Here is a 26,302-nt window from a genome sequence, read left to right as displayed (position 1 = left end):
TCCCCGGGGTGCCGCGCAGGTCGCGGCACCCCGGGCGCCCGCACCAGACACAGGAGTCCTTCATGGCGACCATCGCCGCCGACGAGCGATCGCCCGGCGCAGTCGGACCAGGCCCCGACGGCCCGCGTACCGGACGCAACCGTGCCGGACGCAAGCTCAAGCTGCGCAACACCCTCATCGGGTGGAGCTTCATCCTGCCGAACTTCATCGGCTTCGCCGTGCTCACCCTCATCCCGGTGTTCGCGCTGTTCTACGTCTCGTTCACCAACTGGAACGTGTTCGGGGCCGCGCAGTGGACCGGGCTCGACAACTACACGCGCCTCTTCGGTGACGCCAGCTTCCAGAAGGCTCTGTTCAACACCTTCTACTACTCGGTGTTCCACATCCCCCTGACGCTCGCCGCGTCCCTCGGGCTCGCCCTGCTGCTCAACCGCAAGCTGCGCGGGGTCGCCTTCTTCCGCACCGTCGCCTTCTTCCCCTACATCACGTCGGTCGTCGCGATCGCCGTCGTCTGGAACATGCTCTTCAGCCCCGAGTTCGGGCCGATCAACCAGTTCCTGCGCGCCATCGGCATCGACAACCCTCCCGGGTGGACGACGAGCGCGACCTGGGCGATGCCCGCGGTCATCCTCGTGAGCGTGTGGCGTGAGATGGGCTACTACATGCTCCTGCTGCTCGCGGGCCTGCAGACCGTACCGGCGCAGCTCTACGAGGCGGCGCGCATGGACGGGGCCAACGCCTGGCAGCGGTTCTGGAACGTCACGCTCCCCGGGCTGCGCCCGACGATGTTCTTCGTCACCGTGATGCTCACCATCCAGAGCTTCAAGATCTTCGACCTGATCCTCGTCATGACCAACGGCGGGCCGGGCCAGTCGACACTCGTGCTGAGCCAGTACATCTACCAGAAGGGCTTCGTCGAGAACCAGTTCGGCTACGCGTCCGCAGTCTCCGTCGCGCTCTTCGCCATCTGCCTCGTCGTGACCATCATCCAGTTCATCGCGAACAAGAGGAGGGAGTCCTGATGGCGACGCTCGACACCCCGACCCCCGCTGCAGCGCCGGTACCGGCCACGCTCAACCCGCTCAACCGCCGCCCTCGGGACGCCGGCCGCTCCGCGGTCGCCAAGGCGCTCGGCTACAGCGCCATGATCGTGGCCGCCGCCGCGATCCTCCTGCCCTTCGCGTGGATGGTCATCTCGTCGCTCAAGACGAACAACCAGGTCTTCACCGTCCCGGTGACCTGGATCCCCGACCCGATCGTCTGGCAGAACTACCTCGACATCTGGGCTCGGTCGGACATGACGACGTGGATCAAGAACACGCTGATCCTGTCGGTCACCGTCACCGTGCTCCAGGTCGTCACCGGCAGCTTCGCCGCCTACGGGTTCTCCAAGATGCGCTTCAAGGGCCGCGACGCGCTCTTCGTGCTCTACATCGGCACCATCGCCGTGCCGTGGCAGTCGTACATGATCCCGCAGTTCATCATGCTGTCGAACGTCGGCCTGTCGAACACCCTGTGGGCCATCATCGCGCTGCAGACCTTCAGCGCCTTCGGTGTGTTCCTCATGAAGCAGTACTTCGAGTCGATCCCCGAGGAGCTCAGCGAGGCTGCTCGCATCGACGGTCTGAGCGAGTACGGGATCTGGCGACGGATCATCATGCCGCTGTCGGTCCCCGCGATCGCGAGCCTCACGCTCCTGATGTTCGTCAACACCTGGAACGACTACCTCGGCCCGCTGATCTACCTGCGCAGCCCGGACCTCTGGACGATCCAGCTCGGCCTCAAGAGCTTCATCGGCCAGTACAACGCCGAGCACGCGCTCATCATGACCGGCTCGGTCCTGTCGGTGCTGCCGGTCGCGATCATCTTCCTGCTCGGGCAGCGGTACTTCGTCGAAGGCATCGCCTCGACCGGTGTGAAGGGGTGACCGCGATGACGACGGCAGCGACGGCAGCGACGGCGTCCCCCGGTGTGCACCGCCCGCGCAGGCGGTTCGTCTCCCAGGACACCTACGACCTGATCTTCAGCACCGTCTACACCGGGCTCGCGACGAACGTGATGCTCGTCGTCGCCTGCTTCCCGCTCGTCGTGCTCGCCATGACGACCGACCCGGCGACGTCCTGGCCGGTGCTGGCGCTCGTGGTGCCGTTCTGCACACCAGCGGTGGTGGCGGCGTTCGGCGTGTTCTCCGCGTTCACGTCCGACGCGTCGACGCAGGTGGTGCGCACGTTCTGGCGCACCTACCGCCGCCAGTGGCGACGGTCCCTCGTGCTCGGCGTCCTGAGCACGGCGCTCGTCGTGATCCTCGCCGTCGACATCGCCGCCGTGTGGGGCAGCATCGTCGGGGCCGTGGCGATCCCGGTGTTCGCGATGCTCACCGTGCTCACCGTCGTCACGGCACTCGTCGCCGCGACGGCGCTCCCCGACCACCCCGAGGCTCGTCTGCGCGACCTGTTCCGGGTCGCGCTGTTCGTCGGCGTCCGCCGGTGGTACCTGACCCTGCCGAGCCTGGTCGTGCTCAGCATGCTCGCCTCGCTCGTCGCGGCCCGCCCGGCCGTCGGGCTCGGCGTCGCGCTGGCGCCGCTGCTGTTCGCGGCGTGGGGAGCGACCCGCTACGCGCTGAACGCCACGCTCACCCCGCGACCGGCCGCCGGTCCCTGACCTGCCCCGAGCCCCCACGACACTCAGTCCGCTCGACATCCCGCCCGCACGCTCGGGCGACCAGAAGGAAGTTCTCCTGATGACGCTAGCCACCGAGCTCGCCACCGAGCTCGCACCCGCCGTCGACGCCGCGCTCACCACGGTCCGTCGCAACATCGCCACGTTCGGCTCCCGCTACCCGGACGACACCACGACCGACGGGCGCTATCTGCCGCGCCCCGCCACCGAGGAGTTCCCGCTCGGCGGCAACCGGGGCTGGACGACCAGCTTCTGGCCCGGCATGCAGTGGCTCGCCTACGAGCTGACGGGCGACGAGGACTTCCGCCGCGCCGGCGAGGAGCACGTGCAGGACTTCGCGCGCCGCGTCGCGCAGGGCGAGGACCTCCTCACGCACGACCTCGGCTTCCTCTACACGCTGTCCTGCGTGGCCCCGTGGCGCCTGACGGGCGACACGGTCGCCCGCCAGGCAGCGCTGGAGGCCGCCGACCACCTCATGGTGCGGTTCCTCGAGCCCGCCGGGATCCTCCAGGCGTGGGGCGACCTGTCCGACCCCGCCCAGCGAGGCCGCACGATCGTCGACAGCCTGATGAACATGCCGCTGCTCACGTGGGCCGGCGAGCAGAGCGGCGCCGAGCGCTTCGACGACGCCGTGCGCCGCCACACCGCACAGCTCGCCGAGCACGTCCTGCGCGACGACGACTCGACGTTCCACACCTTCTACTGGGACCCGGTCACGGGCGAGGCGCTGCACGGCGCCACCGAGCAGGGCGCCGGGGACGACTCGTGCTGGGCCCGCGGCCAGGCGTGGGGCATCTACGGCTTCGCGCTCAACTACCGGGCGACCGGGAACCCGGCGCTGCTGCGCTCGGCCGAGCGCTGCGCGGACTACTTCCTCGCGCACCTGCCCGACGACAAGGTCGTCTACTGGGACCTCGTCTACACCGACGGCAGCGACGCCCCGCGCGACAGCTCCGCGTCCGCCATCGCGGCCTGCGGCCTGCACGAGCTCGCCTCGCTGCAGACCGACCCGGCCAAGGCCGAGAAGTACGCGGTCGCCGCCGCCGAGATGCTCCGCGCGCTCGTGGAGCACTACACCCCGGCCGCCGAGGGCGTGGACTCCGACGCCCTCCTCCTGCACTCGGTCTACGACGCCCCGAAGAACATCGGTGTCGACGAGGGCAGCCTCTGGGGCGACTACTTCTACCTCGAGGCACTCGTGCGCCACACCCTCCCGGCCTGGACGCGGTACTGGTGAGGCTCGTCACGACGCTCGACGGGCGTCCCGCCGCACTCGTGCCCGACGGCGCCACCGAGCGCCTGCTCGACCTCACCCCGGTCGTCGGCCAGGCCGCGCTCGCGGACGTCCTCGCGGACCCGGGCGCCACCGCCCGGGTGCGCGCCGCCGTCGCGCACGCGCACCACGCGCCGGCCGACCTGCCGCCGGCCGACGGCGTGCGGCTCGGTCCCCCGGTCCGACCCGGGAAGATCCTGTGCCTCGGGTACAACTACCGGGGGCACGTCGCCGCCGGCGCCGACCCCCACGGCGACGACCCGGCGTACCCGGACGTGTTCGTCAAGACGCCGAACACGCTGTGCGGACCGGACGACGCGGTCGCGCTGCCGGCCGCGGCGGACGACGTCGACTACGAGGGTGAGATCGCCGTCGTCATCGGCCGGCGCGCCCACCGCGTGAGCGTCGCCGACGCGATGGACCACGTGGCCGGCTACACGCTGTTCGACGACGTCTCCGACCGCGGGTGGCAGGGCCGTTCGAGCCAGTGGGAGCTCGGCAAGTGCTTCGACGGGTTCGGCCCGCTCGGCCCGGCGCTCGTCACGGCCGACGAGGTCCCCGACTTCCACGACCTCCTGGTCGAGGTCGAGCGGGACGGCGTCGTCACCGTGTCCCAGAGCACGTCGACGATGGTCTTCACCCTGCCGTTCCTCGTGCACTACCTCAGCGAGGTCATGACCCTCGAGCCGGGCGACGTCATCTCGACCGGGACCCCGCAGAAGCTGCCCGAGGCGCTCGCCGCGCACCGCCCGCTCGCCCACGGCGATGCCGTGACGATCCGCGTCGTGCTCGGCGAGCACCCCCTGGCCCTCACGACCCGGTTCGTCGACGCGGACCGCAGCGAAGGAGAGAACCGATGATCCTCGAGAAGTTCCGTCTCGACGGCAAGGTCGCGCTCGTCACCGGCTCCAGCCGCGGCCTCGGCCAGGGCGCCGCCGTCGCACTCGCCGAGGCCGGTGCCGACGTCGCCCTGCTCGACCGGACGGTACCCACCGAGACCGTCGCGCTCGTCGAGGCCACCGGACGCCGCGTGCACACCGTGCAGCGCGACCTCGCGACCGCCACGCCCGCCGAGCTCGACGCGGCGGTCGCCGAGGTCGTCGAGGCGCTGGGCAGCGTCGACGTGCTCGTCAACAACGCCGGGACCATCCGGCGCGCACCGGCCGCCGAGCACCCCACGGAGGACTGGGACACCGTCCTGACCGTCAACCTCGACGCCGTGTTCCACCTCTCGCAGGCCGCCGGGCGGCGCATGCTCGAGCGTGGCTCGGGGCGCATCATCAACGTCGCCTCGATGCTCTCATTCCAGGGCGGCATCCTCGTGCCCGGCTACGCCGCCTCCAAGCACGCCGTCGCCGGTCTGACGAAGGCGCTGGCCAACGAGTGGGCCGGCCGGGGCGTCAACGTCAACGCCGTCGCCCCCGGCTACATCGCCACCGACAACACCGCGCCGATCCGTGCCGACGAGGCCCGCGAGCGGACGATCCTCGAGCGCATCCCCGCCGGGCGCTGGGGCATGCCCGCCGACCTGCAGGGGACGTTCGTCTTCCTCGCCTCCGACGCCTCGGCCTACGTGCACGGGGCGATCGTCCCCGTCGACGGTGGCTGGCTCGTGCGCTGAGCACCGCGGCCGTCCACCCCCCGACCACCTGACCTGCCGATCCACCGATCCACCGAACGGAGACACGTACCGTGCACCAGCGCTACGCGACCAGCCCCGACCAGATCAAGGGTGCCGACACCACCGAGCTGCGCGACCGGTTCCTCGTCCAGGACCTGTTCGTCCCGGGCGAGGTGAACGTCACCTACACCCACCACGACCGCGTCGTCCTCGGCGGAGCGGTCCCGGCCGGTGACGCGCCGCTGCCGCTGCCCACGTACGACGAGATCCGCAGCGACTTCTTCCTCGAGCACCGCGAGATCGGCATCGTCAACGTCGGCGGCGCCGGCACCGTGACGACCGACGGCGAGGTCCACGAGCTGCCCAAGGGCGCCTGCCTGTACGTCGGGCGGGGTGTGCGCGAGGTCGTCTTCGCGAACGCCGACACGGCATCCGGCGAGGAGTCCGGAGAGCCCGCCGCGTTCTACCTCTTCTCCGCGCCCGCGCACACCACGTACCCGACCGTCCTGACGCTCCCGGGCGAGGGCACGGTCCGCGAGCTCGGCGACCAGGTGACGTCCAACCGGCGCTCCCTCAACCAGTACATCCACGAGAACGGCGTGAAGTCCTGCCAGATCGTCATGGGCGTGACGCAGCTGCACCCCGGCAGCATGTGGAACACCATGCCGGCGCACACCCACGCCCGCCGCACCGAGTGCTACCTGTACTTCGACCTGCCGGCAGACGCCCGGGTCGTGCACCTGTGCGGTGAACCGACCGAGACCCGCCACCTGCTCGTCGGCGACCGCGAGGCGGTCATCTCCCCGAGCTGGTCCGTGCACTCCGGGGTCGGGACCGCCGCGTACGCCTTCGTCTGGGCCATGGCCGGCGAGAACCAGTCGTTCGACGACATGGACGGGTTCCCCGTGGCCGCCATGCGCTGACCGCCAGGCGCTGCCGCGCTCCACACACGGATGCCGACCGGGTTTTCACCCGGTCGGCATTCGTGCGTCCGGGCCCTGACGGACGCCGAGGTGTTTGCGCTAACACACAGGAAACGGGTGGGAAACAGTCACCTGACAGCATTCCGGACGTCAGGGGGCACACCGCGTCCACCCACGGTCTGGCAGCGCGTCGACACGTCGCCGCAGGCCGAGGAAAGGAATCCCACCCATGTCCGTCTCTCTCCCACGACCCGCGACCCTGCGGGCGTCCGTCTGGGGCCTCGGGCTCGCCGTCGCGGCGACCGCGCTGGCCGCCTCACCTGCGGCCGCCGTGCCCGACGTCGACACCTTCACCCTCGATGTTCCGGCCGCCGCGAGCGCCGGTGACGAGTTCGACGTGACGCTCACCGCCTCGGCCGTGAGCGACCTCTACGCCTACGAGGTGGTGCTCGCCTACGACGCCGACCTCCTGACCCCCGACCTGGACGGAGTGACGCTGCCGGAGGGCGGGTTCGACGACGTGACCGGTGACGAGGGCGTCGTCGTCCTCACCCACACCCGGCTCGGGTCCTCCCCCGGTCTCGAGGGCGACCTGACCCTCGCGGCGCTGAGCTTCACGGTGACAGACGGGGTCACAGGTGGGTCGGGCACCTCGATCGACACCACCGTCGACGTGGTGAGCGTCGGCCTCGTCGGCGCCGACGGGGAGACCCTCCTCGTCGAGGACGCCGCCGCTGCCACGATCACGATCGCGGCGGTCGAGCAGCCCGGCGAGCCGGAGCCCACGACGGACCCGGTCGACCCCGGGCCGACCGACCCGTCCGAGCCCACCGACGACACCACGAGCGCAGCTCCCGTGTCGTCGGAGCCGTCGCCGGGCGCGTCGTCCGGCGGCGACGCCGACGGCACCGGTGGCTCGCTCGCCTCGACCGGTGCGGCAGTCGGGACCTTCGTGGCCATCGCACTCCTCGCCGTCGTGAGCGGCATCGTCCTCGTCCGCCGCCGGGCGGTGATGTCGCGATGAGCCGTACCGTCCCGGTTCTCGGCGGCACCGCCCCCGCCGCCGTCCCCTCGACCCTGAAGGACAGGTCCGTGACCCCACACCACCGGCGTGCGGTGACCGCAGGCGCCGTCGTCGTCACTCTCTCGGGGCTCGTCCTCGGCGTCGCGACCGCGGCCCCGGCTGCGAGCGCCCCCGAGCCCGCCACGGCGACGCTCCTCGCCCCGTACTACACCGAGCTCGACCTCACGGGCGACCGTCAGGTCACGGCCGACGATCTCGCGGTCGTGGCGGAGAACCTCGGCGCGACCGACGCCGACCCGGGCTGGGACGAGCTGGCCGCGGTCGACGTCGACGGGGACGGCGCGCTGACGGTCGCCGACCTCGCGGGCGTCTCCCAGCGGATGGTCTACGACGACGGGCCGTTCGAGCTCGTGGAGGCGGACGTCGTCGCGATGCAGTCGGCCATGAACGCCGGCGTCACGACGTCGGTGGAGATCACGCAGGCGTACCTGGACCGCATCGCGGCGTACGACACGACGCTCGTCGACACGGCGGACGGTGGCCGTCCGCTGCACTCGATCATCACGACGAGCGACGTCGCGCTGGACGCGGCGGCCGAGGCCGACGCGATCCGGGAGTCCGTCGGCATGACGAGCATGCTGCTCGGTGTACCGATCGCGCTCAAGGACAACTACAACACCCACGACATGCCCACGACCGCCGGGTGCGGATGCTGGGACGACAACCAGACCTCGACCGACGCGACCATGGTGGAGGGCCTGCGGAGCGACGGTGCGGTGATCCTCGCGAAGGCGACGCTCGACGAGTTCGCCTTCGGGTTCGCCTCGGAGTACTCGGCGTACCAGCCGGCCGGGCAGACCACCCTGGTCGCGAGCCCGTACGTCACGAGCAGGACCGCGGGCGGGTCGAGCGGCGGCACGGGAGCGGCGATCGCCGCGAACCTCGCGGGCATCGGCTTCGGCACGGACACGGGCGGCTCGATCCGGGTGCCGTCGTCGTACAACCAGCTCGTCGGGGTGCGCCCGACCATCGGCCTCGCGAGCCGGGACGGGATCGTCCCGCTCGCGCTCAGCCAGGACACCGGTGGCCCCATGGCCCGCAGCGTCACGGACGCCGCGGTCGCGCTGGACGCCGTCGTCGGGATCGACGCGGCCGACCCGGTCACGGCACGCCAGGAGGGCAAGGTCCCCGAGTCCTACACGGCCTCCCTCGACGCCGACGCGCTCGACGGCGCCCGGATCGGCTACGTGCCGTCCATGCTCGGGAACAACACCACGACCCGGCGCCTGTGGGCCGAGACGGTCACCACGCTCGAGAGCCTGGGAGCGACCGTGGTCGAGGTGACGCCCCCGACGTCGTCCTCGCCGGTGCTGCCCAACGGGTTCACCAGCGTCCTGGGCGAGGGCAGCGGCAGCACGAACGAGTTCCGGCACGACCTGGACGAGTACGTCGCGACGCACCTGGCACCGGGCGTCGAGGCCCGCACGCTCGACGACGTGCTCGACTCCGGCCGGTTCGTCACCTCACGCCGCTCGACGTACGTGGGGCGCGCAGCGGTCACGGAGGCGACGTACGAGGCGTGGGCGGGCCCGGAGGGCACCCACACGAAGGTCCTCGCCGAAGGCAAGGTGCTCGTCACCGCGATGCTCGACGACGCCGACCTCGACGCGCTCGTCTACCCCAGCGGCAACCCCTACGGCACGCAGGGCACGAACCTGCGGCTCGGCCCGAACACGGGTCTGCCGTCGGTATCGGTGCCCGTCGGGCAGGCCGTCGCGGCCGACGGCACCGTCACGGGCGGCGGGGTGAACCTGGAGCTCCTCGGCCGGGACTTCTCGGAGGGCACGCTGCTCGGGCTCGGCTTCGCGCTCGAGCAGGCGACGGAAGCCCGGACGAGCCCGGCGCTCTACCCGGCGCTCGACTGAGGGAACGTCTGCCGGGGAAACGACCCGGCACAGGACCGGGTGCCGTCGCTCACCGAGCGGCGGCACCCGTCCGTCCGTGGCGGGTGCGCTGCTCGTCGTCGCGCCCCAGCGCGGCGCCGAGCGCCGCGAGGACGAGGAGGTCGACCGTGAGCCCGGCGACCGCGACCCACTCGACGGCGCGGAAGGCGAGAAGCTGGGTGACGAGCAACGAGACGAGCACCCCGCGGCGTACCCACACGGCGCCCGCGCGGCGGTCGTCGCGGCCGACGAGCAGCCCCGCGACGACGCACGCGACCGTCACCGCCACACCCACGACGATCCCGAGCCCGACCCAGGTCGGGACGTCCACGTCGCCGACGAGCACACGCACCCCGGCGGCGAGCGAGCCGGCCGCCGCGCCGAGCACGGCGACGACCACCACGACGGCGGTCCACCGGTGCTCGAGCGCCGCGGTGAACCACGCCGCCGCGCGGCGCACGAGCGCACGGACAGGGTCGGGGACGTCGACGTCGTCACGTGGGACGGCCTCGACGAGCGCCAGGACCTCGTCGGCCGCAGGCTCCCCGCGACCGCGCTCGGCGAGCGTGCGCGCCTCGGCGCGCGCGACGTCGGTGAAGCCGCCCGCGATGCCGGCGACCGCCCGGTCGGTCGCGACCGCGAGATACTCCGCCGGGTGGTGGCGCCGACGCCCGTGCAGCGCCTCGGTCACGAGGACCAGCACGACGACCACGCCGTAGATGAGCGCCGCCGTCGGCTGGTAGAAGTAGTCGTTGTCGCTCGTGACGAACTTGCCGATCTCGTCGACGAACAGCCCGAAGCCGACGCCGCTGAGCACCGCGCCCAGCGACCGCAGCGCGGGGCCGACGAACGACAGCAGCACGACGATGCCCAGGGCCATGCCGAGACCGCCCCAGAGCACGTGCGCGACGTGCAGGTCACCACCGCCGACCTGCGGGTAGTTCGCCGCCGCGAGGTAGAAGCGCGTGCCGAGCACGGTCGCCACCCCGACGACGAGGAACGTCACCAGGTGCCGCACGGCGGCCGTGTCGCGCGCGACACCGGCGCGCAGCATCCGGGCGCGACGCGACAGCCCCGCGCCGTCGCTCACCGCTTGCGCTTCTCCCGCACGCGCACGCTGATCTCGATGGGCGTGCCGTCGAACCCGAAGGTCTCGCGCAGGCGACGCTCGATGAACCGGCGGTAGCCGGCCTCGATGAAGCCCGTGGCGAAGATGACGAAGCGCGGGGGCCGGGTGGAGGCCTGCGTCGCGAAGAGGATGCGCGACTGCTTGCCGCCGCGCAGAGGGTGCGGGTGGGCAGCGACGAGCTCACCGAGGAACGCGTTGAGCCGGCCCGTCGGGATGCGCTTGTCCCACGACTCGAGCGAGCGCTCGAGCGCGGGCACCAGGCGCTCGGTGTGCCAGCCCGTGCGGGCCGAGACGTTGACGCGCGGCGCCCACTGGAGCTGCACGAGCTCCTTCTCGATCTCGCGCTCCAGGTAGGGACGGCGGTCGTCGTCCATGAGGTCCCACTTGTTGTACGCGATGACCAGCGCACGACCGGCGTCGACCACCTGGGACAGCACGCGGGTGTCCTGCTCGGTGAGCGGGTTGGACGCGTCGAGGAGCACGACCGCGACCTCGGCCTTCTCGATCGCGGCCTGCGTGCGCAGCGAGGCGTAGAAGTCCGCACCCTTCGTCTGGTGCACCCGTCGGCGGATGCCCGCGGTGTCGACGAACCAGTACGGGATGCCCTTGAGCTCGACGAGCTCGTCGACCGGGTCGCGCGTCGTGCCCGCGACCTCGTCGACGACGACGCGCTCGGAGCCGGCGATCTTGTTCAGCAGGGACGACTTGCCGACGTTCGGGCGGCCGACGAGGGCGACCCGGCGCGGGCCGTCCGGTCGCAGCTCACCGTGCTCGGACTCGGTCGGCAGCGCCTTCATGGCGGCGTCGAGCAGGTCACCCGTCCCGCGGCCGTGCAGCGCCGAGACGGCGTGCGGCTCACCGAGCCCGAGGCTCCACAGCGACGCCGCGTCGGCCTCGCCGCGCGGTCCGTCGACCTTGTTGGCGCACAGCACGACGGGCTTGCCCGAGGCGCGCAGCATCCGCACGACCCGCTCGTCGGTGGCGGTCGGGCCGACCATGGCGTCCACGACGAACACCACGGCGTCCGCGAGGGAGATCGCGACCTCGGCCTGCTCGGCGACGCGTGCCTCGATGCCGGCGACGTCGACCTCCCAGCCGCCCGTGTCGACCAGGGTGAACCGGCGGCCGGCCCACTCGCCCGGGTAGCTCACACGGTCGCGCGTCACGCCGGGGCGGTCCTCGACGACGGCCTCGCGGCGCCCGAGGATGCGGTTGACGAGCGTGGACTTGCCGACGTTCGGGCGGCCGACGACCGCGAGGACCGGTGCCGGCGCCTCGGGGACGTGGTCACCGTCCTCGTCGAGCTCGCCGTCGATGAGGGCGCGGTCGGCGTCCTCGAGCTCGTACTCGTCGAGACCGACGCGCAGGGCGCGTTCGTGCGCGACCTCGTCATCGATGGTCGGGGGTGCGTCGATCGGCGAGACGACGGCTGAGTCGTCGGACGTGATGGCCTCGCCGTCGTGGTTCACCGGTGCCTGGTCGGCGGACTGGGCGGGGTCAGGAGTGGTCATGGGGCCATTCTCCCAGGCGAACGCCCCAGCGCTAAACCGTGGGGTCCGGGGTGTCGGTCGCGGACCGGTCGCGGGGTGCCGGGGCGCCGTGCCCGGGCAGCACCGCCGACGCCGGGGCGAGGCGGATCAGCACCACCCCGGCCACGATGCACAGGCCTCCGAGAAGCTGGACGAGGCTCGGCACCTCCGCCAGCAGGAGCCACGCGAGGAGGACCGCGAAGAGCACCTCCGACAGCCCGACGAACGAGGCGAGGCGCTCCCCCATCCGCACGACCGCGGCGACCCCCGACACGTACGCGAACGCCGTCGCGATCACCACGACGACCGCGAGCGGCACGAACCAGGGCACGACCGTGTCCCACAGGACGACGTCGACCCGCGGGGCGGCGAGCGGCAGGACGCCCACGGCCCCCGCCGTCCCGAGCGCCGCGGCGCCCACCGCCAACCCGCTCGCCGCGAGCGCCACCGGCGGCAGCCGGGTCGGGCGCGCGGACAGCACGAAGTAGGTGCCGACACCGACGGCCGCGCCCAGCGCGAAGAGGATGCCCAGCAGGTCGGGGCGTCCGCGGGAGAGGTCGACGACGAGGACCAGCCCGGCGATGCTGACCGCCGAGCCGACGAGCGTGATCGCCGGCGGGACACGCCGGGTACGCACCCAGGCGAGGCCCACGAGCAGCACGGGCGCGAGGTACTCGATGAGCAGGGCGAGCCCGACCGGCATCCGCTCGACGGCCGCGAAGTAGCAGAGCTGGGTGCCCGCGACGGCGACGAGCCCGAACCCCGCGACGAGCCGGTACTCCTGCCGGAGCAGCCGGTGGCTGCCCCGCAGCGCGACGAGCGCGAACGGTGCCAGCACGAGCGCCGCGCCCAGGGCGCGGGCGAGGACGGCGGCACCGGGCGTCCACCCGGCCTCGAGCAGGGGCTTGACGAACGGCCCGCTCGCCCCGAAGGCGAGCGCGGAGGCCAGGCCGAGCAGCAGGCCCGCCCCCGGCGACGACGTGCCGGCGGGCGCGGACGGGCTCATCGGGCCGCTCCGCGCTCCCGGTTGGGGTCGTCCGTCGGCAGCGCGATCCCGGTGCGGGCCGAGGCCGCCGTCACGAGCTCGACGAGAGCGAGCCGGATCTGCTCGTTCGCGTCGACGAGCGCCTGCCGCCCGCTGACGCCGGGCTGCCGCTCGAGGTGCAGCGGGGGCCCGAACTCGACGTGCAGCCGACGCCGGAACCCGGGGACGTGGGCCACGCCCTCACCCGTGCGCCGCGTGCCGAGCACGGCGACCGGCACGACGGGCGCGTGCCCGTTGAGCGCGAGCCAGGCGACACCCGCGCGGGCCGAGACCGCGTCCCCCCGACCGCGGTTCCCCTCCGGGAACACACCGACGGCCCCGCCGCGGCGCAGGACCGCGAGCGCCGTGGCGAGCGCGGCCCGGCCGCCGGTACCGGTGGCGGGGCGGTCGACGGGGATCTGCCCGGCTGCACGCAGCACGAGGCCGACGGGGCCCGAGAACATCTCCTCCTTGACGAGGATGTGCACCGGCCGGGGCGCGACGCCGAGCACGACGGGTCCGTCGACGAGCCCGGTGTGGTTGGCGGCCAGCAGCACCGGTCCGTCGGCCGGGACGTACGCACGTCCCTCGACGCCGGTGGCCCAGACCGCCCGCGCGAGGAACCGGCCCACCCACCGCGACCACGCCGGCCCGACCGGCGAGGGGACCGCACCCGCCGGCGCGGCCGCGGCGCTCATCGTGCCGGGTCGGCGCCCTGGGGGCGCCCGGCGACCTGCTCGATGACGTCGAGCACGGCCTGGATCGTCTGCTCGTAGTCGAGGTCGGACGAGTCCACCGTCACCACACCGTCCGCGGCGACGTGGAACTGGGAGACGGCCGAGTCGTCGCGGTCGCGCCGCAGGACCTGGTCACGCGTGGCCGCGACCGCTGCCTCGCCGGCCTCGCCGTGCACGTCGAGGGCGCGCCGGGCCAGGCGCGCCTCCTCGCTCGCCGTGAGCAGGATCCGCGCGTCGGCGTCGGGTGCCACGACCGTCGTGATGTCGCGGCCCTCCGCGACGATCCCGCGTCCGCCGGAGAACGACCCGGGCTCGCGCTCGGCGTCGATCGCGGCACGCTGCAGTCGGCGCAGCTCGCTGCGCACGTCGAGGTTCGTCGCGACCGCGCTCACGGCCGTGGAGATCTCGGTGGTGCGGATGGCTTCGCTGACGTCGGTGCCGTCGACGTGCACACCGGGTGCAGCGGGGTCGATCCCCATGACGAGCGGCATGACGCGCACGGCCCGGGAGACCGAGTCGGCGTCGGTGAGGTCCACACCCCGCCGCAGGCACCACCAGGTCGCCGCGCGGTACATGGCCCCGGTGTCGAGGTACGCGACACCGAGACGACCGGCGACCGCGCGCGAGACGCTGGACTTGCCCGAGCCCGACGGCCCGTCGATCGCGACGACCAGTGGGCTGCCGAGCGCGGCGACGGCTGGGTCGCGGTCGGCGCTCACTGGGCCAGGTCCTTGCGCAGGGACGTCGCACCGTGGAGGTAGACGTGCGCCACGTCGGCCCGCTCGACCGCGAGCTCGGCGTGCGCCATGAGCCGCACGACGCGCGGCAGCGCGTGCGGGACGTCGAGCTCGACCGCGCACATCAGCGGCACGTCACCGAGCCCCATCTCCCGGGCCGCAGCGGCCGGGAAGTCCGACGTGAGGTCGGGGGTGCAGGTGAAGAAGATCGAGATGAGCGCGTCGGAGTCCACGGCGTTCGCGTCGAGCACCGCCCGGACGAGCTCGCGCGTGCGCTCGAAGAGGTGCTCGCGCTCGTCCGTCTCGAGCTGCGTCGCTCCTCGGATGGCCCGGACCGGCATAGATCGTGCTCCTCGGTAGGTGGTGCGCGGCGCCGGTGCACGGCGGCGTGCTGCTGATGACGTGCGGACAGGTGGTCGGACGAGGTGGTGACGCCCTAGAGCGCGACCTCGCTCATGAGGGTGCCGAGCTCGGTACGGCCCAGCACGCGGGTGGTGCCGGGACGCAGGTTGCCCAGGTGGATCGGACCGATGCGGGTCCGCAGCAGCTGGGTCACGGGGTACCCGACCTCCTCGAACATCCGCCGCACGATGCGGTGACGGCCCTCGTGCAGCTCGACCTCCACGAGGCTGGCCTGCGGGGTCGAGTCGACGACCCGGTATCGGTCGACGCGGGCCGGCCCGTCCTCGAGCTCGACGCCGTGCAGCAGCTTGTTCGCGGTGTTGCCCGCCACGCGGCCCTCGAGGGTCACGAGGTACGTCTTGGGGATCTCGTACTTGGGGTGCGCGAGCCGGTTCGCGAGCTCACCGTCGTTGGTGAGCAGCAGCAGGCCCTCACTGTCCGCGTCGAGGCGACCGACGTGGAAGAGACGCTCCGTGCGGTTCGCGACGAACTCCTGCAGCGACGGACGCCCCTCGGGGTCGTGCATGGTCGAGACCACACCGAGCGGCTTGTTGAACGCGAGCGTGATCTTCGTCGTGTCGAGCTGCAGACGCATCCCGTCGACGTGCACGACGGCGCGCTCCGGGTCGACGCGCACGCCGAGCTCCGTCACCCGCACGCCGTCGACCTCGACGCGGCCGTCCGAGATGAGGTCCTCGCACGCACGGCGCGACCCCACGCCCGCCGAGGCGAGGACCTTCTGCAGCCGCACACCGTCGGCGACGTGGACGTCGCGAGGCGGGCTCTCCGGCGCCGCGCGGCGCGCACGGGCAGGACGCGACGCCCCAGCGGCCCCGCGCCCCGTGCCACGTCCGGTGGCACGGCCGCCCCCGCGGGGGGACCCGCCGTCGGGCCGACCGGTGGACCGGCGGGGACGCCCGTCGTCGGCCTCGCCCGGTCGCGGCTGGCCGGACTGCGTCCGACCGGCCCCTGCCTGGTCAGGCCTCGCCTGACCCGACCGTGGCTGGGTGGAACGCGCCTGGCCGGACCTGCCCTGGCCCGACCGTGCCTGACCGGACCTGCCCTCGTTCGACCTCGACCCGCCCGACGCGCGACCGGACCCCTCGCCCTGGTGCTGCCTGCTGCTCATGATCGTCCTTCGGTCGTCGGTGCGGTGCGACCCGCGGTGCTGGTGTCGGTGCTGACGTCGGTGCTCGTGCCGGCGCCGTCGGCGTGATCGTGGTGATCGTCACGTCCGGCGGGCTCGTGACGCGGCCCGAGACCGCCGAACGCGTCGAGCCCGTCGAGGGTCTCCATGTCCGGCAGGTGCGGTGCCAGGTGCGGCAACTCGTCGAGGCTCGTGAAGCCCATCCGTTCCAGGAAGTACCCCGTGGTCCCGTACAGGACCGCCCCGGTCGACGGGTCCTGACCCACCTCGGCGACGAGCCCACGCGTGGAGAGCGTACGGACCACGCCGTCGACGTTCACCCCCCGGACGGCCGAGACCTGACCGCGGGTGACCGGCTGACGGTACGCGATGACGGCGAGGGTCTCCAAAGCGGCCTGCGTGAGACGGGCCGTCTGCCCCTCCAGCACGAACCGCCCGACGACCTCGGCGAACGCGGGCGCCGAGTAGACGCGCCACCCGCCGCCTGCCTCGCGCAGCTCGAACCCGCGCGGCGCGAAGCCGTGCTCGCCGCGGTACTCCTCCGCCAGCGACACGAGGAGGTCGTCAACCTCACCGGTCGGGAGCCCGAGCGCCGCGGCCAGCCGCACGGCCGGGATCGGCTCGTCGGCGACCATGAGCACCGCCTCGAGAGCCGCCCTCGCCCCGCCCGGGAGGTCGTGCACGTCGTGCACGGCGTCAGGTTCGTCCATGGTCGCGTCGTCGCTCACCGCGATCCCTCCGTGTCATCATCGGCCCCGTCGACGGCGTCGAACTCCGCGTCGCCGTCGAACTCCGTGCCGACCTCGCCCAGGACGTCCTCGGTCTGCGCGTCCTCGCTGCCCGTCCAGCGCACCGTCAGCTCGCCGAGCGCCGTCACCTGGTCGAAGCCCACGACGCCCTCACGGAACAGCTCGAGCAGCGCGAGGAACCGCGCCACGACCACGACCGTCTCGCCCGCGTCGGCCACCAGGGCACGGAACGTCGCGGCGCCCTCGTGGCGCAGCCGGTCGACGAGGAACCCGGCCTGCTCGCGCACGCTGACGGCCGGCGCGTGCAGGTGGGCGAGGTCGACGCCGGGCGGTGGCGGCTTGGGCGCGAGCGCGTCGGCGGCGAGCGCCGCGAGCTGGTCGGGCCCGAGCTGCCAGACGAGGTCCGGCAGCAGCGCGGCAAACGCCGGCTCGAGCTGCACGACGCGCGGGAACCGGCGGCCCTCGGTCGCGAGACGCTCGGCCATGACGGCGGCCACCTGCTTGTACGCGCGGTACTGCAGGAGGCGGGCGAAGAGCAGGTCGCGGGCCTCGAGGAGCTCGAGGTCTTCGGCGTCCTCCACGTCACCGGCCGGCAACAGCCGTGCCGCCTTGAGGTCGAGGAGTGTCGCCGCCACGACGAGGAACTCGCTCGCGGTCCCGAGCGCCCAGCCGCCGCGGACCCCGCGCCGCGTCGCGGGCGCGTCGGCCGCGCGGATGTACGCGATGAACTCGTCGGTGACTTGCGCGAGCGACACCTCGGTGATGTCCAGCTTGTGCTTCATGATGAGCGACAGCAGCAGGTCGAACGGCCCGGAGAAGTTCTCCAGGTGCACCTCGAAGCCGGTCGGGACGGTCGCGACCGGTGTCGTGTCAGGCGGCGTCGCCACGTGCTACCAGCTCCCGGGCCAGCTGCCGGTAGGCGGTAGCGCCCGCGTGGTTCGGGGCGTACACGGTGATGGGCTCGGCCGCCACCGACGCGTCCGGGAACTTCACGGTGCGGGCGATCACGGTGTGCAGAAGCTTGTCGCCGAACGCCTCGTGGACGCGGGCGATCACCTCGCGCGAGTGCAGCGTGCGCGAGTCGTACATCGTGGCGAGGATGCCGTCGACCTCGAGCAGCGGGTTGAGCCGGTCGCGGACCTTCTCGATGGTCTCCACGAGCATCGCGACACCCCGCAGGGCGAAGAACTCGCACTCGAGCGGGATGAGCACCCCGTGCGCCGCGGTGAGCGCGTTGACGGTGAGCAGGCCGAGCGACGGCTGGCAGTCGACGAGGATCACGTCGTACTCGTCGGCGATCGGTCGCAGCACCCGGGACAGCACGGACTCGCGGGCGACCTCGCCGACGAGCTGGACCTCGGCCGCGGACAGGTCGATGTTCGCGGGCAGCAGGTCCAGGCCCGGGACGTTGCTCTGGACGACGATGTCGTGGGCCGTCACGGCCCGGTCCATGAGCAGGTTGTAGACGGTGCGGTCCAGGTCGTGCGGATTGACCCCGAGGCCGACCGACGCCGCACCCTGCGGGTCGAAGTCGACGAGGAGGACCCGGCGCCCGTACTCCGCGAGCGCGGCGCCCAGGTTGATCGTCGTCGTGGTCTTGCCGACGCCGCCCTTCTGGTTGCACATCGCGATGATGCGCGCCGGGCCGTGCCCGGACAGGGGCGCGGGGTCCGCGAACTGCGGGAGCTCGCGGCCGGCAGGGTCGAGGGGCGCCGACACACCGACGGGCGCCGTCGAGGGGTCCGTCGAGCTGTCGGTCGTGGTCTCGCTCGGGGCCTGGCTACTCACGCTCGCCACGGTACCCCAGGGGCCGCGCCCGCACGTCTGCACGCGCCGGGAGCGCGCAGAACCTGTGGACCGGTCAGCCGAGCGCGCGCGGGTGGGCGGAGGCGTAGACCTCGCGCAGCGCGTCGCGCGTGACGAGCGTGTAGATCTGCGTCGTGGTCACCGACGCGTGCCCCAGGAGCTCCTGGACCACACGCACGTCGGCGCCGCCCGCGAGCAGGTGCGTGGCGAACGAATGCCGCAGGGTGTGCGGGGAGATCCGCTCGGGGCGGTCGATCCCCGCACGCTCGGCCGCGCCACGGAGCACCGCCCACGCGCTCTGCCGGCTCAGCCGCGCGCCGCGCGTGTTGAGGAACAGCGCGGGGGTGCCGCTCCCCTGGCGTGACAGGTGCGGGCGGGCGCGCACGAGGTACGCGTCGATCGCGCGCCGCGCGTAGGACCCGACCGGCACGACCCGCTCCTTGCTGCCCTTGCCGAAGAGCCGGACGGCACCACCGTCGAGGTCGATGTCGTCGACGTCGAGGGTCACGGCCTCCGTGATGCGCGCCCCCGTGGAGTAGACGAGCTCGAGCAGCGCACGGTCGCGCAGCGGCCCCGGGCCGTCGCCCGCACCGGCGGCCTCGAGGATCCGTTCGACCTCCTGGGTCGAGATCGCCTTGGGCAGCCGCTTGCCGAGCGCGGGGGGCCGCACGTCGGTCGCCGGGTCCGTCGGGGTCATGCCCTCCGCCGCGCAGAAGCGGTGCCAGCCGCGCACGGCCGCCACCGAGCGCGCGGTGGACGACGGCGAGAGGGGGCTGCCGCCGTCGGACCCGGTCCGCAGCGCGGTGACGTAGGAGGCGACGTCGTCGGCGTCGACGTCGCCGAGCCCCGTGCGGCCGCAGCCGGCGAGGTAGGCGACATAGCGCGTCAGGTCACGCCGGTAGGCCGCGACCGTGTTGACCGAGAGGCCGCGTTCGACAGCGACGTGCGCCAGGTACTCGCGCAACGGACGCTCCAGTCCCCCCGGAACGGGTGGGGCCGGAGCGTCCTCGTGCACGCTCCCTCGCGTCACACCGCCCGCCCGTCAGAAGGGGAGGAACACGTCGACGGCCACGGCCACGAAGAGCAGGGTGAGGTACGTGATCGAGGCGTGGAAGACCTTCATCGCACCGAGCTTGCCGCGGGTCGGGTCGTTCGCCCGGCGCAGCATCGTCACGCACGACGAGAGGAACCAGGCGCCGAGGGCGAGCGCCACGAGGCCGTACACCCACGTCATGCCCGCCAGCGGCCACAGCGCGAGCGAGGACGCGATCATGGCGACCGTGTAGAGCACCATCTCGCGGGCGACCTTGCGGTTGTCCGCGACCACCGGGAGCATCGGCACGCCGGCCTCCGCGTAGTCCCGGCGGAACTTGATCGACAGCGGCCAGTAGTGCGGCGGCGTCCAGAAGAAGATGACGAGGAACAGCGCGAGGGCCGCCCAGCTGAGCGAGCCCGTGACCGCCGACCAGCCGATGAACACGGGCATGCACCCCGCGATGCCGCCCCAGACGATGTTCTGCGGCGTGCGGCGCTTGAGGATCATCGTGTAGCCGACGACGTAGATCGCGATCGCCGCGAACGTCAGCCACGCCGACGCCGCGTTCACCTGCCACGAGAACCACACGAGCGCCAGGACCCCGAGGACGGTCGCGAAGACGAGCGCGGCCCGTGGGGTCACCTCCCCCGTGACCAGCGGGCGGCGCTTGGTGCGGTTCATCACCTCGTCGATGTCACGGTCGAGGTAGCAGTTGAAGACGTTCGCCGACGCCGCGGCCGCGGTCCCGCCCAGCAGCGTCGCGACCACGAGGCCGAACGACGGGAAGCCGCCCTGGGCGAGGATCATCGTCGGGACGGTCGTGACCAGCAGCAGCTCGATGACCCGCGGCTTCGTCAGCGCCACGTACGCGCCGACGCGGCTGCGCACCAGGTCGAGGGTGGTCGCCGCCGCCGGGACCCGGGAGTCCGCGGAGGTCGCGACGGCGGGAGACGGGACACCCGTCTCGTCGATCGGTGCCTGGCTCGTGGTGTGCACGCGCTTCGGTGTTCCGTTCTGGCGAGGTTCTTCGTGGTCAACGGCTGACGCCACGAGCGCCCGCGGTGGGGGCCGCGGCGCGTGGCCCACGCCTCATCGTACGTCGTGGCACTCCACGAGCACGCCGCGCGCACGCCGCGCACGGTGTGAGATTCGACGGGTCGCGACGTGCTCGTGGCCCGCCCGACGGGATCGTTCGCCGTGCGCACGGTGATCCACGGTGTGGTCGCCCTGGAACGTCGGTGCGGGTGCGCGTATAGGCTGAGGAGCGCAACTGACACCTCCTGCCTCGCCCTGCGGCGTGCACGCTCCGCCTGTGCGCCCGGTCTCGGCCGGCCCGCACACCGCGGCCCCGGCCCCGCGCGGCCCACGGCAGGAAATAGTTCAACGGTTGCTCCGAGCTGTTCGACGACGATCCGGGGCGAGGCTCCGGACAGGAAAGAGGTCCGGTGAACGCGTTCGTTCCTGCCAACCAGCCCCTCGAGTGGTCCGACCTGGACGACCAGGCGGTCAAGATGATCAAGGCGCTGGCCGCAGACGCCGTCGAGAAGGTCGGCAACGGGCACCCGGGGACCGCCATCTCCCTCGCGCCCGCCGCCTACCTGCTGTTCCAGAAGGTCATGCGCCACGACCCCAGCGACTCGCACTGGACGGGGCGCGACCGCTTCGTCCTGTCCGCGGGCCACTCCTCGCTGACGATCTACCTCCAGCTGTTCCTCGCCGGCTACGGCCTCGAGGTCGAGGACATCGCCGCGCTGCGCACCTGGGGCTCGAAGACCCCCGGACACCCCGAGTACAAGCACACGAACGGCGTCGAGATCACCACGGGCCCCCTCGGCCAGGGCCTCGCCTCCGCCGTCGGCATGGCGATGGCCGCGCGCCGCGAGCGCGGCCTGCTCGACCCCTCGAGCGCCCCCGGCGAGAGCCCGTTCGACCACCACGTGTACGTCATCGCCTCGGACGGCGACCTGCAGGAGGGCGTCACCTCCGAGGCCTCGTCGATCGCCGGGCACCAGCAGCTCGGCAACCTCGTCGTGATCTGGGACGACAACAAGATCTCGATCGAGGACGACACGGACATCGCGTTCACCGAGGACGTGCTCGCGCGCTACGAGGCGTACGGCTGGCACACCCAGCGCGTCGACTGGACCCAGGGCGGCACCGGCTACGCCGAGGACGTCGACGGCCTCGCCGCCGCGGTCGCGGCCGCCCAGGCCGAGACCGGCAAGCCGTCGATCATCGCGCTGCGCACCATCATCGGCTGGCCCTCGCCCACCAAGCAGAACACCGGTGGCATCCACGGCTCCGCCATGGGCGCCGACGAGATCCGCGGCCTGAAGGAAGAGCTCGGGCTCGACCCCGAGGCGACCTTCGCCGTGCCCGCCGAGGTCCTGGCCCACACCCGCGCCGTCGGCGAGCGCCAGAGCGACCTCCGCGAGCGGTGGAACACGGCGTTCGACGCGTGGAAGACCGCGAACCCCGAGGGCGACGCCCTCCTGCAGCGCCTCACCGCCCGCGAGCTGCCGGCCGGCTGGACCGACTCCCTGCCGACCTTCGAGGCCGGCAAGGACGTCGCCACCCGTGCTGCCTCCGGCAAGGTCCTGTCCGCACTGGCGGACACCCTGCCCGAGCTCTGGGGCGGCTCGGCCGACCTCGCAGGCTCGAACAACACGACCATGGACGGACAGCCGTCGTTCGTGCCCGTCGAGCACTCCACCAAGAAGTTCCCCGGCCACGAGTACGGCCGCACGCTGCACTTCGGCATCCGTGAGCACGCCATGGGCTCGATCCTCAACGGCATCGTGCTGCACGGCGGGACCCGCGCCTACGGCGGCACGTTCCTCACCTTCAGCGACTACATGCGTCCCGCGGTGCGCCTGGCCGCGCTCATGGAGATCCCGTCGACGTTCGTGTGGACGCACGACTCGATCGGGCTCGGCGAGGACGGCCCGACGCACCAGCCGATCGAGCACTTCGCCGCGCTGCGCGCCATCCCCGGCCTCGATGTCGTGCGACCCGCCGACGCCAACGAGACCGCCTGGGCCTGGCGCACGATCCTCGAGCACGACGACCGGCCCGCCGGCCTCGTGCTCACGCGCCAGAACGTCCCGACGTTCCCGCGCGGCACCGACGGGTACGCGGACGCGTCCGGCACCGCGCGTGGCGGCTACGTGCTGCTCGACACCGACGGCACGCCCGACGTCATCCTCATCGGCACCGGCTCCGAGGTGCAGCTGGCCGTGGCGGCGCGCGAGCAGCTCGCCGCCGAGGGTGTCGCGGCACGGGTCGTGTCGCTGCCGAGCCGGGAGTGGTTCGACGCCCAGGACCCCGCCTACCGCGAGTCCGTGCTCCCCGCGGGCGTCGCCGCCCGCGTGTCCGTCGAGGCGGGCATCGGGCAGGGCTGGCGCGACCTCGTCGGCGACGCCGGCCGCATCGTCAGCCTCGAGCACTACGGGGCCTCCGCGGACTACAAGGTCCTCTACCGCGAGTTCGGCATCACCGCCGAGGCCGTGGCCGCCGCCGCGAAGGAGTCGATCGCCGCAGCCCGCGACGGCGCGGCACCGGGCGGCGCAGCGGTCCCCTCCCAGGGCGGGACCGGCGACCAGCTCTGATCCGTTTGTAGGCTTCCGGGAGGGGACGGGCCGACGTCCGTCCCCTCCCGGGCCGTCAGACCCACGAGAGGGAGAACACCGTGCACCACGACGCAGCACCCGCCCCCGTCCGCGAGCTGTCCGCGGCAGGAGTCTCGATCTGGCTGGACGACCTCTCCCGAGAACGGCTGCGCAGCGGGGGGCTGGCCGAGCTGGTCCGCACCCGGGCCGTCGTCGGGGTCACGACGAACCCCACGATCTTCGCGGGCGCCCTCGAGTCCGGTGACGCGTACGACGCGCAGCTCGAGGAGCTGTCCGCGGCCCGCGTCGACGTCGAGGCTGCCGTCGAGACCATCACCACCGACGACGTGCGCGCGGCCGCCGACGTGCTGCGCGACGTCTACGACGCCACCGACGGCATCGACGGTCGGGTCTCCATCGAGGTCGACCCCCGCCTGGCGCACGACACCGACGCCACGGTCTCCACGGCCGTGCGGCTCTGGCGCACCGTGGACCGCCCGAACGTCCTCATCAAGATCCCGGCCACGCTCGAGGGCCTCGACGCGATCACCCGCACCCTCGCCGAGGGCATCAGCGTCAACGTCACGCTCATCTTCTCCCTCGAGCGGTACCGCGCCGTCATGGACGCCTTCTGCGAAGGGCTCGAGCGGGCGGCCGCGGCGGGCCACGACCTGTCCACGATCGCGTCGGTCGCGTCGTTCTTCGTCTCGCGCGTCGACTCCGCCGTGGACGCGGCGTTGACGGCCGTCGGCACGCCCGACGCCCTCGAGCTGCGCGGCCGCACGGCGATCGCCAACGCCCGGCTCGCGTTCGAGGCGTACGAGCAGGTGCTCGCGAGCGACCGCTGGCGCGCCCTGGCCACCGCCGGCGCCCACCCCCAGCGGCCCCTGTGGGCGTCAACAGGCGTGAAGAACCCCGAGTACCGCGACACGATGTACGTCGACGAGCTCGTCACCGACGGCGTCGTCAACACCATGCCCGAGCCGACGCTCGAGGCGTTCGCCGACCACGGGGCGGTCTCCGGCGACACCGTGGTGGGCACCTACGAGGCGTCGCGCGCCGTCCTCACGGCCATCGAGTCGTTCGGCGTCTCCGTCGACGAGGTCACCACGACGCTCGAGCGCGAGGGCGTCTCGAAGTTCGAGACCAGCTGGGAGGACCTGCTCGCGACGGTCTCGGCCGGACTCCGCCGCACGGCGCCGACGTCGTGACCACCAGGACGGACGTCACACCGTCAGGATGCGACGGACGCCCTACGCTCTGACCAGGTCCGCGTCCCGGACCGACCATCCAGCCCGCCGACGAGAACGGTGACACCAGGTGAGACCGGCCAAGATCAGCGCAGAGCACAACCCGCTGCGCGACCCGCGTGACCTCCGACTCCCCCGCATCGCGGGCCCCTGCGGCCTCGTGATCTTCGGCGTCACGGGCGACCTCGCCCGCAAGAAGCTCATGCCGGCCGTGTACGACCTCGCCAACCGAGGGCTCCTGCCACCGGGCTTCGCGCTGACCGGCTTCGCGCGGCGCGACTGGGCCGAGCAGGACTTCGCCCAGGTCGTGCGGGACGCCGTCAAGGAGCACGCACGCACCCCGTTCCGCGAGGCGACCTGGAAGCAGCTCGCCGAGGGCATCCGGTTCGTCCAGGGCGAGTTCGGCGACGACGAGGCGTTCGAGCGGCTGCGGCAGACCGTCGAGGAGCTCGACGCGGACCGTGGGACCCGAGGGAACCACGCCTTCTACCTCTCGGTGCCACCCGGGGCCTTCCCGCTGGTCTGCGAGCAGCTCTCCCGCTCGGGCCTGTCCGAGTCCACCGACGACGCGTGGCGGCGGGTGGTCATCGAGAAGCCCTTCGGGCACGACCTCACGAGCGCACGCGAGCTGAACGACGTCGTCTCCGAGGTCTTCCCCCCGGACTCCGTCTTCCGTATCGACCACTACCTGGGCAAGGAGACCGTCCAGAACCTCCTGGCGCTGCGGTTCGCCAACCAGCTCTACGAGCCCATCTGGAACGCCAACTACGTCGACCACGTCCAGATCACCATGGCCGAGGACATCGGCATCGGTGGCCGCGCCGGGTACTACGACGGCATCGGCGCGGCCCGGGACGTCATCCAGAACCACCTCCTGCAGCTCCTGGCTCTCACGGCCATGGAGGAGCCGGTCTCCTTCGACGCCGACCAGCTCCGCGCCGAGAAGATCAAGGTCCTGTCCGCCGTGCGGCTGCCGCGCGAGCTCGCCAAGCACACGTCGCGCGGCCAGTACTCCGCTGGCTGGCAGGGCGGCGAGGAGGTCGTCGGGTACCTCGACGAGGACGGTATCTCCCCCGAGTCGGCCACCGAGACGTTCGCCGCGATCCGCGTCGACATCGACAACCGGCGATGGGCGGGCGTCCCGTTCTACCTGCGGACGGGCAAGCGCCTGGGCCGTCGTGTGACGGAGATCGCGGTCGTCTTCAAGTCCGCACCGCACCTGCCGTTCGAGTCCTCCGCCACCTCGGAGCTCGGCAAGAACGCCCTCGTGATCCGCGTGCAGCCGGACGAGGGCGTGACGATCCGCTTCGGCGCCAAGGTCCCGGGCACCGCGATGGAGGTGCGCGACGTCACCATGGACTTCGGGTACGGCCACGCCTTCACCGAGTCCTCGCCCGAGGCGTACGAGCGGCTCATCCTCGACGTGCTGCTCGGTGACCCGCCGCTCTTCCCGAGCCACGAGGAGGTCGAGCTGTCGTGGAAGATCCTCGACCCGATCACCGCCTTCTGGGAGTCCAAGGGCACACCGGACCCGTACCGCTCCGGGACCTGGGGACCAGACTCCGCCGACAAGATGATGGCCCGGGACGGTCGCACCTGGCGGCGGCCGTGACCGCCCCCCGGGCCGTCGGGCCCGCCACCCGCCGCGTGCACGCGGCACCCGCCCCGAGGAGCCCGTGGAGGCG

24 protein-coding genes are annotated in these 26,302 nt (G+C 72.5%); 12 read left to right on the top strand and 12 right to left on the bottom strand.

All coding sequences use genetic code 11. From position 1 onward, the window contains the following. Positions 1–62 precede the first annotated feature (62 nt). The 9 genes from OHL10_RS05265 to OHL10_RS05225 all read left to right on the top strand — a co-directional run bounded on the left by OHL10_RS05265 (position 63) and on the right by OHL10_RS05225 (position 9,445). Positions 63–1,022, top strand: coding sequence for a carbohydrate ABC transporter permease (locus OHL10_RS05265; RefSeq protein ID WP_265521130.1), 960 nt, complete (start codon positions 63–65; stop codon positions 1,020–1,022). Then, positions 1,022–1,927 (top strand): carbohydrate ABC transporter permease, encoded by a 906-nt coding sequence (locus OHL10_RS05260; RefSeq protein ID WP_425498964.1) that lies wholly within the window; start codon positions 1,022–1,024, stop codon positions 1,925–1,927. Before OHL10_RS05265 ends, OHL10_RS05260 begins: the two co-directional genes overlap by 1 nt. 5 nt (positions 1,928–1,932) lie before the next feature. Beyond that, positions 1,933–2,661, top strand: a complete 729-nt coding sequence (locus tag OHL10_RS05255; RefSeq protein ID WP_265521129.1) for a DUF624 domain-containing protein — start codon at positions 1,933–1,935, stop codon at positions 2,659–2,661. Positions 2,662–2,740: 79 nt separating this feature from the next. Next, positions 2,741–3,916, top strand: coding sequence for a glycoside hydrolase family 88 protein (locus OHL10_RS05250; RefSeq protein WP_265521128.1), 1,176 nt, complete (start codon positions 2,741–2,743; stop codon positions 3,914–3,916). Further along, on the top strand, positions 3,913–4,812 hold the full coding sequence (locus OHL10_RS05245; protein ID WP_265521127.1) for a fumarylacetoacetate hydrolase family protein: 900 nt from the start codon (positions 3,913–3,915) through the stop codon (positions 4,810–4,812). Before OHL10_RS05250 ends, OHL10_RS05245 begins: the two co-directional genes overlap by 4 nt. Next, positions 4,809–5,573: a 2-dehydro-3-deoxy-D-gluconate 5-dehydrogenase KduD gene (kduD, locus tag OHL10_RS05240; RefSeq protein ID WP_322645521.1), complete on the top strand. Its 765-nt coding sequence runs from the start codon at positions 4,809–4,811 to the stop codon at positions 5,571–5,573. Before OHL10_RS05245 ends, kduD begins: the two co-directional genes overlap by 4 nt. A 71-nt stretch (positions 5,574–5,644) precedes the next feature. Beyond that, positions 5,645–6,496 carry a 5-dehydro-4-deoxy-D-glucuronate isomerase gene (gene kduI, locus OHL10_RS05235; protein WP_265521126.1) on the top strand — a complete coding sequence of 284 codons (852 nt, stop codon included), beginning with the start codon at positions 5,645–5,647 and terminating at the stop codon, positions 6,494–6,496. A 229-nt stretch (positions 6,497–6,725) separates the two neighbouring features. Next, positions 6,726–7,520, top strand: a complete 795-nt coding sequence (locus tag OHL10_RS05230; protein WP_265521125.1) for a cohesin domain-containing protein — start codon at positions 6,726–6,728, stop codon at positions 7,518–7,520. 68 nt (positions 7,521–7,588) lie between these two features. Then, entirely contained in the window at positions 7,589–9,445 is a 1,857-nt protein-coding gene (locus OHL10_RS05225; RefSeq protein WP_265521124.1) for an amidase family protein, read from the top strand. A gap of 49 nt (positions 9,446–9,494) precedes the next feature. Here the strand turns inward: OHL10_RS05225 and OHL10_RS05220 are convergent, their stop codons facing one another. The 12 genes from OHL10_RS05220 to OHL10_RS05165 all read right to left on the bottom strand — a co-directional run bounded on the left by OHL10_RS05220 (position 9,495) and on the right by OHL10_RS05165 (position 20,650). Then, positions 9,495–10,553, bottom strand: a complete 1,059-nt coding sequence (locus OHL10_RS05220; RefSeq protein WP_265521123.1) for a hypothetical protein — start codon at positions 10,551–10,553, stop codon at positions 9,495–9,497. Next, a complete protein-coding gene (der, locus tag OHL10_RS05215) occupies positions 10,550–12,103 on the bottom strand; it encodes a ribosome biogenesis GTPase Der (RefSeq protein ID WP_265521122.1) in 1,554 nt (517 codons plus the stop codon). Before der ends, OHL10_RS05220 begins: the two co-directional genes overlap by 4 nt. Before the next feature lie 31 nt (positions 12,104–12,134). Then, positions 12,135–13,127: an EamA family transporter gene (locus tag OHL10_RS05210; protein WP_265521121.1), complete on the bottom strand. Its 993-nt coding sequence runs from the start codon at positions 13,125–13,127 to the stop codon at positions 12,135–12,137. Then, complete coding sequence (locus OHL10_RS05205; RefSeq protein WP_265521120.1) at positions 13,124–13,843, bottom strand: lysophospholipid acyltransferase family protein; 720 nt, start codon at positions 13,841–13,843, stop codon at positions 13,124–13,126. Before OHL10_RS05205 ends, OHL10_RS05210 begins: the two co-directional genes overlap by 4 nt. Further along, positions 13,840–14,601 (bottom strand): (d)CMP kinase, encoded by a 762-nt coding sequence (gene cmk, locus OHL10_RS05200; RefSeq protein ID WP_265521119.1) that lies wholly within the window; start codon positions 14,599–14,601, stop codon positions 13,840–13,842. Before cmk ends, OHL10_RS05205 begins: the two co-directional genes overlap by 4 nt. Then, positions 14,598–14,960: a chorismate mutase gene (gene aroH, locus OHL10_RS05195; RefSeq protein ID WP_265521118.1), complete on the bottom strand. Its 363-nt coding sequence runs from the start codon at positions 14,958–14,960 to the stop codon at positions 14,598–14,600. The genes cmk and aroH overlap by 4 nt, the downstream gene beginning before the upstream one ends. Before the next feature lie 95 nt (positions 14,961–15,055). Next, entirely contained in the window at positions 15,056–16,150 is a 1,095-nt protein-coding gene (locus tag OHL10_RS05190) for a pseudouridine synthase (RefSeq protein ID WP_265521117.1), read from the bottom strand. After that, positions 16,147–16,878 (bottom strand): SMC-Scp complex subunit ScpB, encoded by a 732-nt coding sequence (scpB, locus tag OHL10_RS05185; protein ID WP_265521443.1) that lies wholly within the window; start codon positions 16,876–16,878, stop codon positions 16,147–16,149. Before scpB ends, OHL10_RS05190 begins: the two co-directional genes overlap by 4 nt. Before the next feature lie 14 nt (positions 16,879–16,892). Beyond that, the gene (locus OHL10_RS05180) at positions 16,893–17,804 is read right to left on the bottom strand and encodes a segregation and condensation protein A (protein WP_265521116.1); all 912 of its coding nucleotides are present in this window, start codon (positions 17,802–17,804) and stop codon (positions 16,893–16,895) included. Further along, the gene (locus tag OHL10_RS05175) at positions 17,788–18,636 is read right to left on the bottom strand and encodes a ParA family protein (RefSeq protein WP_265521442.1); all 849 of its coding nucleotides are present in this window, start codon (positions 18,634–18,636) and stop codon (positions 17,788–17,790) included. The genes OHL10_RS05180 and OHL10_RS05175 overlap by 17 nt, the downstream gene beginning before the upstream one ends. Positions 18,637–18,778: 142 nt before the next feature. After that, positions 18,779–19,687, bottom strand: coding sequence for a site-specific tyrosine recombinase XerD (xerD, locus tag OHL10_RS05170; protein WP_425498963.1), 909 nt, complete (start codon positions 19,685–19,687; stop codon positions 18,779–18,781). 78 nt (positions 19,688–19,765) lie between these two features. Beyond that, entirely contained in the window at positions 19,766–20,650 is an 885-nt protein-coding gene (locus OHL10_RS05165; RefSeq protein ID WP_265521441.1) for a heme o synthase, read from the bottom strand. Positions 20,651–21,204: 554 nt separating this feature from the next. On the opposite strand from OHL10_RS05165, the gene tkt reads away from it, so the two are divergent. The 3 genes from tkt to zwf all read left to right on the top strand — a co-directional run bounded on the left by tkt (position 21,205) and on the right by zwf (position 26,229). Continuing rightward, the gene (gene tkt / locus OHL10_RS05160; protein WP_265521114.1) at positions 21,205–23,367 is read left to right on the top strand and encodes a transketolase; all 2,163 of its coding nucleotides are present in this window, start codon (positions 21,205–21,207) and stop codon (positions 23,365–23,367) included. Between the two features lie 80 nt (positions 23,368–23,447). Beyond that, positions 23,448–24,578 (top strand): transaldolase, encoded by a 1,131-nt coding sequence (tal, locus tag OHL10_RS05155; protein ID WP_265521113.1) that lies wholly within the window; start codon positions 23,448–23,450, stop codon positions 24,576–24,578. Positions 24,579–24,687: 109 nt separating this feature from the next. Then, positions 24,688–26,229: a glucose-6-phosphate dehydrogenase gene (zwf, locus tag OHL10_RS05150; RefSeq protein WP_265521112.1), complete on the top strand. Its 1,542-nt coding sequence runs from the start codon at positions 24,688–24,690 to the stop codon at positions 26,227–26,229. Positions 26,230–26,302 lie beyond the last annotated feature (73 nt).

It is taken from the genome of Oerskovia flava (assembly GCF_026163685.1).
In the GTDB taxonomy this organism is placed as follows: domain Bacteria; phylum Actinomycetota; class Actinomycetes; order Actinomycetales; family Cellulomonadaceae; genus Oerskovia_A; species Oerskovia_A flava.
This window is presented reverse-complemented; position numbering and strand designations above follow the sequence as displayed.